Below are 14,783 nucleotides of genomic sequence, written 5' to 3'. Positions count from 1 at the left end.
ACCCCACTTACTGTTTATAGTGTTCGGCCAGTGCAGTGCACCAGGCCTCGCCGCGAGCCCCCTGCGGCGTAAGGTCAAGCGAGCGGCCGCTCGCTTGGGGGCTTATGGTAATGGTCAGGTCGGGCTTTGGCAAAACGCCCGCACCCTTTTGCGGCCATTCGAACAGGCACAGCGGATCGCCCTCGAAATAGTCACGAATGCCCATGAACTCAAGCTCTTCCGGGTCGACCAGGCGATACAGGTCGAAATGGAAGGCGCGCACTTCACCGATTTCGTAGGGTTCTACCACGGTGAACGTCGGACTTTTCACTGCACCAGTATGGCCCAGCCCACGGATCAAGCCACGCGAGAGCGTGGTCTTGCCCGCCCCCAGGTCGCCTTCCAGAAAAATCACGCCACGACCGCCGGTCACCTCGGCCAGTTTTGCGCCGAAATCGACCGTAGCCGCTTCATCGGCCAGAAACAGGGTTAAGCCAGACACGCAGAATGCTCCTCCAACAACTCACGAATGACCGGCGCCAGATCACTGGCTGCCAGGCCTCTACCTTTGACGCCCAGACGCTCCCCTGCACTGGCGTGCAACCATACGCCCAGGCCCGCCGCACTCCAGGCGTCCAGCCCCTGGGCCAGCAAGGCCGCCAGCACGCCGGTGAGCACGTCGCCCAGCCCTGCACCAGCCATCGCCGGGTGGCCCCGCTCGCACAGCGCCAGTTGGCCGGCGGGGTCCGCCACCAGGGTGCCGGCCCCCTTGAGCACGCAGACACTGGCATAGCGGCGGGCAAGCTTGCGCGCCGCACCTGGCCGATCGGCCTGTACTGCCTCGGTGGATATGCCCAACAGCCGCGCCGCCTCCCCCGGGTGCGGGGTGAGGATGCTGCCGCTGGGCAGTGCCAGTGGCGTGCGGGCCAGCAGGTTCAGGGCGTCGGCATCCCACACCTGCGGCCGCTCGGCGTTGGTCACCGCAGACAGCAGGCTGCGGCCCCAGGCAGCCTGCCCCAGGCCAGGGCCCACCACCAGCACCGAGGCGCGCTCCAGCACACCGATCAACTGATTGGCCGACTCGACCCCCAGGCACATGGCCTCCGGCATGCGTGCCAGCCCGGCCACGACGTGCTCCGGGCGCGTCGCCACGCTGACCAGCCCGGCACCGCAGCGCAGCGCAGCCTCTGCACTGAGCAGCACGGCGCCACCGGTGCCCAGGTCACCACCGACGACCAGCACATGGCCAAAGTCGCCTTTATGGGCCTGCGCATGACGTGCCGGCAGGCGTGCGGCGGTCACGCTACTGAGCAATTGTGGGGCATTGCTGGGGTGTTTGGTCTGCGGCATGGGGTCAAAGGCTCCAATGTCTGGCAGAATTATACGCACCTGAGCCCGTATTGCCTGCCCATCCATGTCCGCCTGTACCCCTGACCTCGCCCAACTGGCCCAATCCATCAAGATCTGGGGCCAAGAACTCGGTTTTGCCCACGTCGGCATCGCCGGTGTCGACCTTGGCGAGCACGAACAACACCTGCAGCGCTGGCTCGACGCCGGCTACCAGGGCGAAATGGAATACCTCGGTGCCCATGGCAGCAAACGCGCCCACCCCGACCAACTGATCCCCGGCACGGTACGGGTGGTATCACTGCGCATGGACTACCTGCCCGGCGACACGCAGATGGCGCAACGCCTGGCCCAGCCGGAAAAGGCCTACGTCTCGCGCTACGCCCTGGGCCGCGACTACCACAAGCTGGTCCGCAAGCGCGTGCAGTTCCTGGCGGACCGCATCCAGGAAGCGATCGGCCCGTTCGGTTACCGCGCCTTCGTCGACAGCGCGCCGGTGCTGGAGAAGGCCCTGGCCGAACAAGCCGGGCTGGGCTGGATCGGCAAGAATACCCTGCTGCTCAACCGCAAGGCCGGCAGCTATTTCTTCCTGGCCGAACTGTTCGTCGACCTGCCGCTGCCAGTGGACGAGGCACATACCAGTGAACACTGCGGGCGCTGCCAGGCGTGCCTGGACATCTGCCCGACCCAGGCGTTCGTCGGGCCGTACGAGCTGGATGCGCGGCGCTGCATCTCCTACCTGACCATCGAGTTGCGCGGGCCGATTCCGGTCGAGCTGCGCTCGCTGATGGGCAATCGGGTGTTTGGCTGCGATGACTGCCAGATCGTCTGCCCCTGGAACCGTTTTGCCAATTACAGCAAGGAGCAGGACTTCCAGCCGCGGCATGGGCTGGATAATGCCGAGCTGGCTGAAATGTTCCTGTGGGACGAGCGCACCTTCTTGCGCAAGACCGAGGGCGGGCCGCTGCGCCGGGCGGGTTATGAGCGTTTTTTGCGCAACCTGGCGGTAGGGCTGGGTAATGCGCCCTCGACGATTCCGGTGATCGAGGCGTTGAAGGCGCGGCGCGAAGATGAGTCGGAGCTGGTGCGCGAGCATGTGGAGTGGGCGCTGGACCGGCACGGCATCCACTAGCCCCCGCCATATTCTGCTTTCAAAGCCTGCGCGATCCCTGTGGGAGCGGGCTTGCCCGCTCCCACAGAGACCGCGTAGCCCCTGAGCCCTGCATTTATTGCTGGTCGTTGTAGTGGAACTTGGGCATTTCCCAATGGAAACGGATCGCCAGCAAGCGCACCAGGAAGCCGCCGAACAAGGTCAGCAGCATCGCCTGCTCCGCCGGTAGCTTGAAGTACACGCAGCCCAGATAGAACCACGCCGCCGCGAACGACACACTGGCATACAGCTCACGACGGAACACCAGCGGGATGTCGTTACAGAAGATATCCCGCAGGATCCCGCCAAACACCCCAGTGATCACCCCGCTGATCGACGCCACCAGCATGCCCTGCCCCATTTCCAGCGCGGTCATGCAGCCAATCAGGGTAAATGCCACCAGGCCCAGGGCATCCAGCACCAGGAACAACGAGCGCAAACGGCGCATCATCGGTGCGATGAAAATGGTCAGCAGCGCGGCAAAGCTGGTCAGCACCAGGTATTCCGGGTGCTTCACCCAGGTCAACGGGTAATGACCAAGCAGCACGTCGCGCACCGAGCCGCCACCCAGGGCAGTCACGCAGGCGATCAGCACCACGCCAAACCAGTCCATGCCGCGGCGGCCGGCAGACAGGGCACCGGTCATGGCTTCGGCGGTGATGGCAATCAGGTAGAGCATCAACAACATGGCGCGGGTCCGAGCAGGAAAGGCGCGCAGTCTAACCAGTTGCCAAAGGCACCAAAAGAGGGCGCGAGCATATCTGCGCCCTTTCCGCTCATACCTTGATGAAATGCTCGCGATAGTGGCGCAGTTCCGCGATCGACTCGCGGATATCGTCCAGCGCCAGGTGGGTGCTGCCCTTCTTGAAGCTGTCACGCACGTTCGGCGCCCAGCGCGCAGCCAGTTCCTTCAGGGTGGAGACATCGAGGTTGCGATAGTGGAAGTAGTTTTCCAGGCCGCGCATGTGGCGGTAAAGGAAACGGCGATCCTGGCAGATGCTGTTGCCGCAGATCGGCGACTTGCCTTTCGGCACCCATTGTTCGAGGAAGGCGATGGTCTGCGCTTCAGCTTCGGCCATGCTGATCTTGCTGTCGCGCACGCGCTGGGTCAGGCCCGAGGCGCCATGGGTGCGGGTGTTCCACTCATCCATGCGCGCCAGCACTTCGTCGCTGTGGTGGATGGCGATCACAGGGCCTTCGGCCAGGGTGTTCAGCTCGCTGTCAGTGACGATGGTGGCCATCTCGATGATGACGTCGTGGTCCGGATCCAGGCCGGTCATTTCCAGATCGATCCAGATCAGGTTCTGTGGGTTCTGCATGAAGGGGCTCCTCGTATAGGCCGTCATATTAGCCTAGCGACGCCGGCCTGCGCATGCGCGGCGCAAAGGTAACCAGAATGGTCTGTGAGCGGGCGTGCTAAACTGCCTGCCGTTTTCAACTTGCCCCACCTTGGAAGGTCCATGGCCAAACGCCAGCTCAATCGTCGCCAGAACTGGCGTATCGAAAAAATCCAGAACGAACGCGCCGCTCGCGCCGCCAAACGCGAGCAGCACGTGCTGCAAGAGCTGGAGGGCGGTGACCTGGGGCCGGAACAACTGGGCCTGGTGATCGCCCACTTCGGTGTGCAGGTCGAGGTGGAAGCCCAGGACGGCGAAGTTGCCGGCCAGGTATTCCGCTGCCACCTGCGGGCCAACCTGCCGGCGCTGGTCACTGGCGACCGCGTGGTCTGGCGCGCCGGCAACCAGGGCATCGGCGTGATCGTCGCGCAGATGCCGCGCAGCACCGAGCTGTGCCGGCCGAACAACCACGGCCAGCTCAAGCCGGTCGCGGCCAACGTCGACCTGATCGTGATCGTCTTCGCCCCGGCACCGGAGCCGCACCCGAACCTGATCGACCGTTACCTGGTGGCCGCTGAGCACGCCGGTATTCGCCCGCTGCTGCTGCTGAACAAGGCCGACCTGATCGACGCAGAGAACGGCCCGGGCCTGCACGCGCTGCTTGAGGTCTACCGCGAACTGGGCTATCCGCTGCTGGAAGTCTCCGCGCACCACGGCGACGGCATGCAGCGCCTGCAACAGATGCTCGACGGGCACATCAGCGTGTTCGTCGGCCAGTCGGGCGTGGGCAAGTCGTCGCTGGTCAACAGTTTGCTGCCGGATGCCGGCACCCGCGTGGGAGACCTGTCCGAATGGTCTGGCCAGGGCCAGCACACCACCACCACGGCACGCCTGTATCACTTCCCCAACGGCGGCGACCTGATCGACTCGCCGGGCATCCGCGAGTTCGGCCTCGGCCACGTCAGCCGCAACGACGTGGAAGATGGTTTCATCGAGTTCCGCGACTTGTTCGGCACCTGCCGCTTCCGCGACTGCAAGCATGATCGCGAACCGGGGTGCGCACTGCTCAAGGCTCTTGAAGACGGCCGCATCAAGCCGCAGCGGATGAACAGCTACCGTTCGATCATTGCCAGCCTGCCGGAAGACAGCTACTGATTTGTAGGAAATGTTACCGGAGTGCGTAGGACGCCTCCGGTTTTCCTGCCATCTATTGCCCTGCCCCTCGCTTTCCCTGAAGGTCATGACTTCTATCAGGGAGGGCAACCGCGATGCCGGTTTTTATCAGTTACCGCCACGAAGAGCGGCTTGACGCCTTCATTCTCAATGAACGCCTGCTGCTTGAAGGCATCACCGCGCAGCTGGTGGAGTTTGGCGCCGACGGGCAGGTTCGCGAAGAGCATCATGGCAGCGCCTGCCAACAGATAAACGATGCCACCCACTGGATCGGCCTGCTGCCCGCGGCAGCAAGCGATGACTGGTGGACAGCCGGGCTACTGGAAGCTGCGGTTGCAGCCAATCGGCGGGTCAGCTTCTACCACAGAGGGGACGGCAAGCCGCCAGAGTACCTTGCCAGGTGGCCGGTGATGCGCGAACGGGCGCACATCGACCTGTTCGTGCGGGCATATCACGACGAGTGCACGTTCCAACGGGCAATGATTCTGCCTGCAGAGCGTGGCTCAAGTGTCGACCGGGACAATGCGGATTTCTTTCATGCCGATCTCAAGGCCAAGATCAGGCGGGGCTTTTGAATCTTTCAGGGCTGCTCTGCAGCCCTGCGCGGGCAAGTCGAGGCGCGAAGGGCTGCAAAGCGACAGCAGCGGTTACTGATCCTTCTGCTCATCCATCTTCAAGGTCCCGTCCTCGAAGATGTTCAGCTTCTGGCGCAGTTCCCGCGGCTGCATCGGCGCCTCGGCAGCGGCAGCACCCGCCGCCGGAGCTACCGGTGCCGCGGCCCCAGGCGCAGCACCCGCTGGCGGAGCCGGTTGGGCCGGCGCCTCGGGCGCACCCTGCTCACCCTCGATGTTGCGCTGCGCCTTCTTGGTCAGGACGATGATATCGATACGGCGGTTGACCGGGTTGAACGGGTTCTTGCGGTCGAACAGCGACGACGAGGCATACCCCACCACCCGCGCCACCTGACCATCCGGATAGCCGCCGGCAACCAAGGCACGGCGTGCGGCGTTGGCGCGGTTGGCCGACAGTTCCCAGTTGCCGAAGTCGCCAGTGCCGGAGTACGGCTTGGCATCGGTGTGGCCACTGATGCTGATCTTGTTCGGCACCGCCTTGATGGTGTCGGCCATGGCCAGCAGGATGTCTTCGAAATATGGCTGCAGGCGTGCGCTGCCGATGTCGAACATCGGCCGGTTCTCGGCATCCATGATCTGGATACGCAGGCCGTCCTGGGTGATCTCGAACAGGATCTGGTCCTTGAACTTCTGCAGCTGCGGGTTTTCCTCGACCTTGTTCTGCAGTTCCTGCAGCAGCAACTCGAGGCGCTCGCGCTCGACCTGTTCGGCCATGGTCTCGACCTGATCCTTGTCCAGCTGGATGCTGGTGTCAGGCGTAGGCTCGGACTTCTGCTCCGGGTTGATGGTCTTTTCCGGCGCCAGCTGCGGCGAACCACCCAGATCAATGACGTAAGGCGTGCCGCTCTCGGAAAAACCGATCGGGTCCTTGAAGTAGCCGGCAATGGCGATCTTCTGTTCAGGCGTAGCCGTGGAGAGCAGCCACAGTACCAGGAAGAACGCCATCATCGCCGTGGCGAAGTCGGCGAAGGCGATCTTCCAGGCGCCGCCATGGTGCCCGCCACCGAAGCGCTTGACGCGCTTGATGATTATCGGCTGATTGTTTTCCATGACTCAGCGACCGCGAACTGCTTGTTCCAGCTCGGCAAAGCTTGGGCGATGCTTCGGATACAGCACCTTGCGCCCGAACTCGACAGCCAGCGAAGGCGGCATGCCAGAAGCCGAGGCCACCAGCGAGGCCTTGATCGACTCATAGAGGTTGAGCTCTTCCTTGGCATCGTGCTCAAGGCACTTGGCCAGGGGGCCGAAGAAGCCATAGGCGGCGAGAATACCGAAGAAGGTACCGACCAGCGCCGCACCGACGTGCAGGCCGATCGACTTCTGGTCACCATCACCGAGCGATGCCATGGTCACCACGATGCCCAGTACCGCCGCGACGATACCGAAGCCTGGCATGCCGTCGGCGATGCCACTAACGGCGTGAGACGGGTGCTCGAGCTCTTCCTTCATGCTCAGCAGCTCCATGTCGAACAGGCCTTCGAGCTCATGGGGGGCCATGTTGCCGGTGGACATGATGCGCAGGTAGTCGCAGATGAACGCGGTCATACGCTCGTCGCCCAGCACCGCCGGGTACTTGGCGAAGATCGGGCTGGCGGCGGCATCTTCGATATCGCTCTCGATCGCCATCATGCCTTCGCGACGGCTCTTGTTGAGGATTTCATACACCAGGCCCAGTACTTCCAGGTAGAAAGCATGGGAGAAGCGCGAGCCGAACATCTTCATCGACTTCTTGATTACATGCATGGTCATGTAACCCGGGTTGGCCTGCATGAAGGCGCCAAAGGCTGCACCGCCAATGATCAGCACTTCGAACGGCTGGATCAGCGCCGCGATCTTGCCGTGGGAGAGTACATATCCGCCGAGCACGCTCGCGAATACGACGATGATGCCGATAATTTTAGCCATAGGATCAAAGCACTTGCTGTCGTGGTCAGGGAGTGGGACGGGAGCCTTAAAACTCTTCTTCTACTTATCGGCAGAACTGCGCCAGACTATAGCCACTAAAAGCGAAAAGCCAGTTCGGACTGATGTCAAAATGCCAATGGAATCCAAGGTGCCCACTCAGAATCCGCGTACGGTAGAAGCCTGGGTCAAGCTGCTCGACGGTGTTCGCGTACCGGTCCCGAAGCAGAGTTACGACCGGGTATTGAGCGCAATCAACGACAGTCGCCGCTCGTTGCGCGACATCGCCGAACTGATGCAGGACAGCCCCGCGCTGGTGCTGTCGGTGATGCGCGAGGCCAACCACCCCGCCAACGCCAGCCAGGCCGAGCCGGCTGAAAGCCTGGAAGTCGCCCTGAACCGCCTGGGCCTGGCACGCAGCAAGGAACTGCTGATGCGCCTGCCGGCCCTGCCTGAAGACGATATTCCGCCGGTGTTGCGCCAGTTCCTGTTGATCAGCCAGCACGCCGCGCAACAGGCCAACGGCCTGTTCGCCAGCCGCCTGGCGCGCCTGTGGCAGGAGATCCACTGGGGCAGCTTGCTGTTCCTCGCCCCCTTGTGGCCGCTGGCCCTGGCCCACCCCAAGCTGCTGGATGCCTGGGAGCTGCGGGTTATCCACAAGGGCGAAACCGCAGCCGATGTGGAGCAAGAACTGTTCGGCGTGCGCATCTTCGCCCTGTGCCGGGCCATGGCCGAACACTGGCGGCTGCCCAAGTGGGTGACCCAAGGCTATCGCCTGCTGCTCGAAGAGCGCGACCAGCTGGCCCTGGTGCTGAGCATCGCCCGCGAAGAAGACCTGCTCATCCAGCAGCATCGCCTGGACGAAGCACCCGGCTTGCGCCGCTGGTTCAACGAGCCGGCCAATACTGTGCTACTGGCCAACAACCTGGCGCTGGCGGCACAGGTGGGCTGGGACAACCCGCACCTGCTGCGCTGGCAACTGCTGACCGCGCTATACCTGCAGACCTCGCTGGAAGACGTGCAACAGCAGGTTCACCAACAAGCAGCGGCCAGCGCCCGGCGCCACGCCCGCCATGCCCTGTTCCACCCCGCCGAGGCGCTGATCTGGCCCTGGGACCAGCGTCGCCCGCACCCGGACATGCTCACCCCGCCGCCACCTTCCAGCGAAGCGCTTGGCCGCTGGCGCAAGCTGTGCCAGGAACTGCTGACCCAGCCAAGCCCTTTCACCAATGCCGTGCACCTGGCCACCCATGCGCGCGAAGCGCTGGAAGCCTGCGGGATGCAGCGCATCATGCTGCTGAGTCTGGACAAGGCCGCCGACTACCTGCGCGTACAGCAGATCGCCGGTCTGCCCAAGGAAGCAGGTGGCATCACCCTGGACATCGAGCAGAACAAACTGCTGCAAAAGCTGATGAGCAAGGTCGGCCAACTGCGCCTGACGCCCGAGAACCACGCCCAGTTCTCGGCGCTGCTGCCAGCAGCGCTGCGTGCGCTGTTCCATAGCGAACACCTATTGCTGCGCTCGCTGGGTGTCGGCGACCAGGTGCTGATGCTGGCCGTGGCCGACCAAGGCGGCAAGCCACTGGCCGATGTCAGCGTGCAGGCCTTCGGCAAGACTTCGCAATGTATCGAACGCGCGCTGGTGGTGTTTGCCAAACGCGGCGACTGAGCCTTGCGCTACAATCGCCCCTCTTTCCACTCTGGAGAACGTGGATGACTGACTTTTCCGGCCTGCCTTTGGTGATCGAAGCCGCAGACCTGCTGCCGCGCCTGGATTCCCCCCAACTGATTCTGGTCGACCTGAGCAGCGCCAACCGCTATGTCAGCGGGCACATCCCCGGCGCCCGCTTCGTCGAGGGCAAGCGCACCCAGCTTGGCCAGCCTCCGGCGCCCGGCCTGCTGCCGGCCCTGGCCGACCTGGAAAAGCTGTTCAGCGAACTCGGCCACCGCGACGATGCTGTCTTCGTGGTGTACGACGATGAAGGCGGTGGCTGGGCCGGCCGCTTCATCTGGCTGCTCGATGTCATCGGCCATGCGCACTACCACTACCTCAATGGCGGCATCCAGGCCTGGCCGGCGGACAAACTCTCCACCGAGGTGCCAGAACCCGGCAACACACCCGTGAAGCTGCAACTGCACAGCGAACCGACCGCCACCCGCGAGTACCTGCAAAGCCGCCTGGGCGCCGATGACCTGGTTATCTGGGATGCCCGCGGCCCACAGGAATTCAATGGCGAGAAGGTCCTGGCCGCCAAGGCCGGGCACATTCCCGGCGCCATCAATTTCGAATGGACTGCCGGCATGGACCTCAACGATCACCTGCGCATCCGCGCGGATATCGCGCAAGTGCTGCAGCAACTGGGCATCACCCCGGACAAGGAAGTGATCACCCACTGCCAGACCCACCGCCGCTCCGGTTTCACCTACCTGGTGGCCAAGGCCCTCGGCTACCCACGCATCAAGGCTTATGCCGGTTCGTGGAGCGAATGGGGCAACCACCCGGACACGCCTGTCGAAGTTTAAGGACATTCAACTCAATGAAATCCCGTCTGTTCATCCTCAGCCAGTACCTGCTGCCGCACCACTTGTTGTCGCGCCTGGCTGGCTGCGTCGCCGAATGCCGTGCGCGCTGGTTCAAGAACGCTTTCACCGCCTGGTTCGCCAAGCGTTACCAGGTGAACATGAGCGAAGCGCTGGTCGAAGACCTCACCGCCTACGAGCACTTCAACGCCTTCTTCACCCGCGCCCTCAAGCCAGGCGCTCGCCCGCTGGACGAAACCCCCGGTGCGATCCTTTGCCCGGCCGACGGTGCCGTCAGCCAGCTGGGCCCGATCGAGCACGGTCGTATCTTCCAGGCCAAGGGCCACAGCTACAGCGCCCTCGAACTGCTCGGCGGCGACCCAGCGCTGGCTGCGCCGTTCATGGGTGGCGAGTTCGCCACCATCTACCTGTCGCCGAAGGATTACCACCGCGTGCACATGCCGCTGGCCGGTACCCTGCGCGAGATGGTCTATGTGCCGGGGCGTCTGTTCTCGGTCAACCAGACCACTGCCGAGAACGTTCCGGAGCTGTTCGCCCGCAATGAGCGCGTGGTGTGCCTGTTCGATACCGAGCGCGGGCCGATGGCCGTGGTGCTGGTCGGTGCAATGATCGTCGCTTCGATCGAGACCGTGTGGGCTGGCCTGGTCACCCCGCCTAAGCGCGAGCTGAAGACCTTCCGCTACGACGAAAGCAGCCGTGCGCCTATTCACCTGGAAAAAGGCGCCGAACTGGGCCGCTTCAAGCTAGGTTCGACCGCGATCGTGCTGTTCGGGCCGGAGCAGGTGAAATGGGCCGAAAACCTGGGTGCAGCTTCGGCTGTGCGCATGGGTGAACTACTGGCCAGCCCTGCACAAGCTTGATCCTGGACGAAAAAAGGCCCTGCCTATGCAGGGCCTTTTTTTATCCGGCGATCAGCCGCGGGCGTCGCGGTCGCGCAGGCCCAGCAGGTAAAGCACGCCATCCAGCCCCAGGGTGGAAATCGCCTGCTTTGCCGACTGGCGCACCAGCGGCTTGGCGCGGAAGGCCACGCCCAGGCCAGCCAGCGACAGCATCGGCAGATCGTTGGCACCGTCGCCCACGGCGATGGTCTGCTCCAGCTGCAGGCCTTCTTCACTGGCCAGCTGCTGCAGCAGGTCAGCCTTGCGCTGGGCATCGACGATCGGCTCCACAGCCACGCCGGTCACCTTCCCATCGACCACTTCCAGCTCGTTGGCGAATACGTAATCGATACCCAGGCGCGCCTGCACTTGCTTGGCGAAGTACGAGAAGCCGCCGGACAGGATCGCCGTCTTGTAGCCCAGGCGCTTGAGCTCGGCAAACAGGTTCTCGGCACCTTCGGTCAGGCGCAGGGAAGCACCGATCTCGTCGAGTACGCCGACATCCAGGCCCTTGAGCAGCGCCATGCGCTCCTTGAAGCTGGCGCGGAAGTCCAGCTCGCCACGCATCGCCCGCTCGGTGATCGCGGCAACCTGCTCACCCACGCCGGCCGCCTTGGCCAGCTCATCAATGACTTCAGCTTCGATCAGCGTCGAGTCCATGTCGAACACCGCCAGGCGGCGGTTGCGACGGAACAGGTCGTCGTTCTGGAACGCGATGTCGATGTTCAGCTCTTCGGACAGCGCGAAGAAATCAGCACGCAATGCCTGGGCGTCGCTCGGCACGCCGCGCACGGAAATTTCCAGCGCCGCCTTGCCCTTTTCGCTCGAAGCGCCCAGGGCAACCCGTGCCGACAGTCGCTCGATACGCTCGATGGTCAGGCCGTACTGGCTGATGACGGCGCTGACGCGTTGCAGTTGCACGGGGGTGATCTTGCGGCTGAGCAGGGTCACGATATGTCGAGCTTCGCCCTGGGCGTCGGCCCAGTGCTGGTAGTCGGCCTCGGAAATCGGCGTGTAACGCGCTTGCAGGTTTAGCTCATGGGCCTTGGACTGCACGCTCTGCAACAGGCTGGTCGCCACTTCATTGTCCGGGATATCGACCAGAATGCCGAACGACAGGGTGCCGTGCATGACCGCCAGGCCGATGTCGAGGATGTTCACACCGCCCTGGAGCAGGACGCCGGTAATGGCGGCGGTGAGACCGGGGCGGTCCTCACCGGTGATGTTGATCAGAACGATTTCGCGCACAACCTGGCTCCGACTTCGATGAAAAATGCGCATTCTACCGATTTTCCATGACCATCGGGCGCCAACTCTACTTTGCCGACAAAACACTGCTCGCTATACTGCCCAACACTTTTATGCCATTAAGAGCCGAGCTCTGTGAACCGGCCCACGCCCGTCAAAACCGACAACTTCTTCCTCATGATCTTCCGAGCCCTGCGCCAACGTCGCGTGCCCTTGGCACTGCGCATCGCCACCACCAACATTTTCCTGGTGGCGCTGGCGCTGGTGATCTATGCCTGCGTGATGGGCCTGCAGTTCAAGCAGGCCATGCACGAACAGGCTGACGCCCTCGGCCAGAGCCTGACCACCCAGACCGCCACCTCGGCGACCGAGCTGCTGGTGTCCAACGACATCCTCAGCCTCAATGTGTTGCTGGGCAACCTGGTGAAGAACCCGCTGGTGGCCCATGCGGCGATCTACAGCGTGGACAACCGCATCCTCGCCGAGGCCGGTCAGCGCCCGCGCAACAGCCTGCTGGGCGAAGCCGAAGGCCTGTACCAGACCAAGATCACGTTCCAGGACGTGACCGCCGGTCAGCTGCGCATCAGCCTGGACATGAGCCAGTTCCAGCAGCCGATGCTGATCAGCCTGCAGAGCATGGGCATCCTCGCCGCCATCCTGCTGGCCCTGGCACTGAGCCTGAGCCTGCGTCAAGGCCGCCACATCACCCTGCCACTGCTGCAGCTGCGGGTGTGGCTGCGTGACCCGCACCCTTACACCCCGGCCATCGACCGCCAGGACGAGATCGGCGACATCGCCCGCCAGCTGCACGCCCGCCTGGCGCCGCCACCTCCGCCCGAGCCGGAACCGGAGGAGGAGGAAGACGAGTTCGACGAGCTGCACGACGAAGTCCCAGCCAAGCCGGCACAACGTGCCAAGGCCGTGGTTCAGGCGGACGAGGACGACGACGAGGCGTTCGCCGGGCTACTGGACGACGAGGAGCAACTGGCGGCCAAACCAGCCTTGGTCGAGTCCGACGAGCCACAGAACACCGCCGTGCTTGCCGTACAACTGGGCTCTCAGGAGCAGTTGCGTCGCCTGCCACGTACGCGCCTGACCGAGCTGCTGGAACGCTACCGGGGCTGCCTGGAGCAGGCGGCATCGCTGTATGAAGGCGACATCCACACGCTCAACGATGGCAGCACCCTGGTGCTGTTCCACAGCCGCGACTGTGGCGAGGATTACCTGACCAACGCCATCTGCTGCGGTGAGCTGCTACGGGCGCTGGGCCATGCCCTGCAGATCGAAGTGGCCGACAGCGGCATCACCCTGCAACTGCAGCTGGGCCTGGCCCTGGGCGATGACCTGCAAGGTCTGGAGCAGGTCGACCTGCTGATGGCCGAGAAGGCCCAGGACGCACTGGCACTGTCGCAGCACAGCCGCAACCTGCTGCTGGTCGAGCGGCAGATCAGTGATGACGAGCTGATCCGCAAGCGCGCCCGCATCCGGCCGATTGCCAGCCCTGAAGGAGCTTGCTGTGTGGAGCGGTTGATGGAGCCTTACCCGTCGATGCTGGAACGCCAGCTGGCGCGGATGCACGAGCGCCGGGCCTGATATCCAAGGGGCCGCTTTGCGGCCCATCGCCGGCAAGACCGCCCCCCACAGATGCAGTACAAGCCTCGAGCCCGTGGAACCGCTGCGAATCGTAGGCACAAAAAAGCCCGCTAGGATGCGGGCTTTTTTGTGCCTGGCGGCTCGATCAGAACCGATAGACTTCCATATCGGTGCGAATCGGCGAAGCCATCGGGATCTTCGACTTCTCCGGCGCCTTCTTGACCTGTACCGGTGCTGCCTGCTTCTTCGGTGCTTCTTCAGCAACCGCAGGTTGATTGGCCAGCGGTTTGACCGCCGCGCTCAACTGTTCGGCCAGCTTCTGCAGCAATTGCCCCTGGGCCTGAACCTGGGACGACTCGCTGCCCTCGTGCGGCTGTTCGAGGTGAACGATACGGTTGTCACGCACATGACCACGGCGGTCGAGCAGGCGCCATTGTGCATCGAGGATCGCTGGCTGGTTCTTGCCCGAATCCAGGCGAGTGATCGACAGCAACACCTGCACGTCCGGGGTGAAGCCAGTGCTGGCCGGGGCCAGCACCACGCGCTGGCTGTCCAGGCGCCAGGCCAGCTGGCGCACCAGCAATTGATCGATGTCTGCCGACAGGCTACCGGCCCAACGACCGTCGGTCGCCGAACTCAGGCTGCCATCGGCCTGACGCTGCAAGAAGGTTTCGCGCTGCAGGTAATCGGCTACCGACACCGGGCCGAGCACCACGGCCATGCCCGCACTCTGCGAAGGCTGGCCAGGATCACCGCTGTCGAGTTGGTACAGGGCAACCGGCTGGTGCATGCTGCACCCGCTCAGTCCCAGCAAACCCGTCATCAACAGCGCAAATGGAAGGCGCAGGAATTTCATTCAACCCATCCAGGCGGTCGCCTCCAGGCAAACCGCAGTGATACTGATAGAGATTCAATCGGGCACGCGGCCACGCCGGCACCACAGGGGCACTATCATCCGCGAAATATCGGTCCGACTCCAGCATTTCTGCCTGGAACGGCGCTG

General features: G+C 63.7%; 15 protein-coding genes. 7 read left to right on the top strand and 8 right to left on the bottom strand.

What is annotated here, in order from left to right; genetic code table 11:
- Positions 1–7: 7 nt before the first annotated feature.
- Entirely contained in the window at positions 8–481 is a 474-nt protein-coding gene (gene tsaE, locus ACIPZ5_RS12615) for a tRNA (adenosine(37)-N6)-threonylcarbamoyltransferase complex ATPase subunit type 1 TsaE (protein WP_261942472.1), read from the bottom strand.
- Positions 469–1,329 (bottom strand): NAD(P)H-hydrate dehydratase, encoded by an 861-nt coding sequence (locus ACIPZ5_RS12610; protein WP_400808929.1) that lies wholly within the window; start codon positions 1,327–1,329, stop codon positions 469–471. Before ACIPZ5_RS12610 ends, tsaE begins: the two co-directional genes overlap by 13 nt.
- A 64-nt stretch (positions 1,330–1,393) precedes the next feature.
- Between ACIPZ5_RS12610 and queG the strand changes: the two genes are divergently transcribed.
- Positions 1,394–2,458: a tRNA epoxyqueuosine(34) reductase QueG gene (gene queG / locus ACIPZ5_RS12605; RefSeq protein WP_400808926.1), complete on the top strand. Its 1,065-nt coding sequence runs from the start codon at positions 1,394–1,396 to the stop codon at positions 2,456–2,458.
- A 94-nt stretch (positions 2,459–2,552) separates the two neighbouring features.
- Here queG and ACIPZ5_RS12600 read toward each other — a convergent pair whose 3' ends face one another.
- Together ACIPZ5_RS12600 and orn are read right to left on the bottom strand one after the other, a co-directional pair.
- Entirely contained in the window at positions 2,553–3,164 is a 612-nt protein-coding gene (locus tag ACIPZ5_RS12600) for a trimeric intracellular cation channel family protein (RefSeq protein WP_054887870.1), read from the bottom strand.
- An 88-nt stretch (positions 3,165–3,252) separates the two neighbouring features.
- Positions 3,253–3,795, bottom strand: a complete 543-nt coding sequence (orn, locus tag ACIPZ5_RS12595; RefSeq protein WP_261942468.1) for an oligoribonuclease — start codon at positions 3,793–3,795, stop codon at positions 3,253–3,255.
- Positions 3,796–3,936: 141 nt separating this feature from the next.
- On the opposite strand from orn, the gene rsgA reads away from it, so the two are divergent.
- Positions 3,937–4,968: a small ribosomal subunit biogenesis GTPase RsgA gene (gene rsgA, locus ACIPZ5_RS12590; RefSeq protein WP_343598188.1), complete on the top strand. Its 1,032-nt coding sequence runs from the start codon at positions 3,937–3,939 to the stop codon at positions 4,966–4,968.
- A 113-nt stretch (positions 4,969–5,081) separates the two neighbouring features.
- A complete protein-coding gene (locus tag ACIPZ5_RS12585) occupies positions 5,082–5,561 on the top strand; it encodes a molecular chaperone Tir (protein WP_343598186.1) in 480 nt (159 codons plus the stop codon).
- A gap of 72 nt (positions 5,562–5,633) precedes the next feature.
- On the opposite strand, the gene motB is transcribed toward ACIPZ5_RS12585, so the two are convergent.
- Together motB and motA are read right to left on the bottom strand one after the other, a co-directional pair.
- Positions 5,634–6,668 (bottom strand): flagellar motor protein MotB, encoded by a 1,035-nt coding sequence (gene motB / locus ACIPZ5_RS12580; RefSeq protein ID WP_261942465.1) that lies wholly within the window; start codon positions 6,666–6,668, stop codon positions 5,634–5,636.
- A gap of 3 nt (positions 6,669–6,671) precedes the next feature.
- Complete coding sequence (gene motA, locus ACIPZ5_RS12575) at positions 6,672–7,523, bottom strand: flagellar motor stator protein MotA (RefSeq protein WP_152958538.1); 852 nt, start codon at positions 7,521–7,523, stop codon at positions 6,672–6,674.
- Between the two features lie 130 nt (positions 7,524–7,653).
- On the opposite strand from motA, the gene ACIPZ5_RS12570 reads away from it, so the two are divergent.
- From ACIPZ5_RS12570 to asd, 3 genes are read left to right on the top strand one after another with little or no spacing between them, the layout of a single operon-like run.
- Positions 7,654–9,189, top strand: coding sequence for an HDOD domain-containing protein (locus ACIPZ5_RS12570; RefSeq protein ID WP_343598180.1), 1,536 nt, complete (start codon positions 7,654–7,656; stop codon positions 9,187–9,189).
- A 44-nt stretch (positions 9,190–9,233) separates the two neighbouring features.
- Complete coding sequence (locus tag ACIPZ5_RS12565; protein ID WP_400808922.1) at positions 9,234–10,043, top strand: rhodanese-like domain-containing protein; 810 nt, start codon at positions 9,234–9,236, stop codon at positions 10,041–10,043.
- A gap of 14 nt (positions 10,044–10,057) precedes the next feature.
- Positions 10,058–10,921, top strand: coding sequence for an archaetidylserine decarboxylase (gene asd / locus ACIPZ5_RS12560; protein WP_400808919.1), 864 nt, complete (start codon positions 10,058–10,060; stop codon positions 10,919–10,921).
- Positions 10,922–10,972: 51 nt separating this feature from the next.
- On the opposite strand, the gene serB is transcribed toward asd, so the two are convergent.
- Positions 10,973–12,187: a phosphoserine phosphatase SerB gene (gene serB / locus ACIPZ5_RS12555; protein ID WP_400808917.1), complete on the bottom strand. Its 1,215-nt coding sequence runs from the start codon at positions 12,185–12,187 to the stop codon at positions 10,973–10,975.
- Positions 12,188–12,322: 135 nt separating this feature from the next.
- Between serB and ACIPZ5_RS12550 the strand changes: the two genes are divergently transcribed.
- Entirely contained in the window at positions 12,323–13,780 is a 1,458-nt protein-coding gene (locus ACIPZ5_RS12550; protein WP_400808914.1) for a histidine kinase, read from the top strand.
- Positions 13,781–13,925: 145 nt separating this feature from the next.
- Here ACIPZ5_RS12550 and ACIPZ5_RS12545 read toward each other — a convergent pair whose 3' ends face one another.
- A complete protein-coding gene (locus ACIPZ5_RS12545; protein WP_261942458.1) occupies positions 13,926–14,636 on the bottom strand; it encodes a membrane integrity-associated transporter subunit PqiC in 711 nt (236 codons plus the stop codon).
- Positions 14,637–14,783 lie beyond the last annotated feature (147 nt).

Source organism: Pseudomonas sp. NPDC089428 (assembly GCF_044749325.1).
Classification (GTDB): Bacteria; Pseudomonadota; Gammaproteobacteria; order Pseudomonadales; family Pseudomonadaceae; genus Aquipseudomonas.
This window is presented reverse-complemented; position numbering and strand designations above follow the sequence as displayed.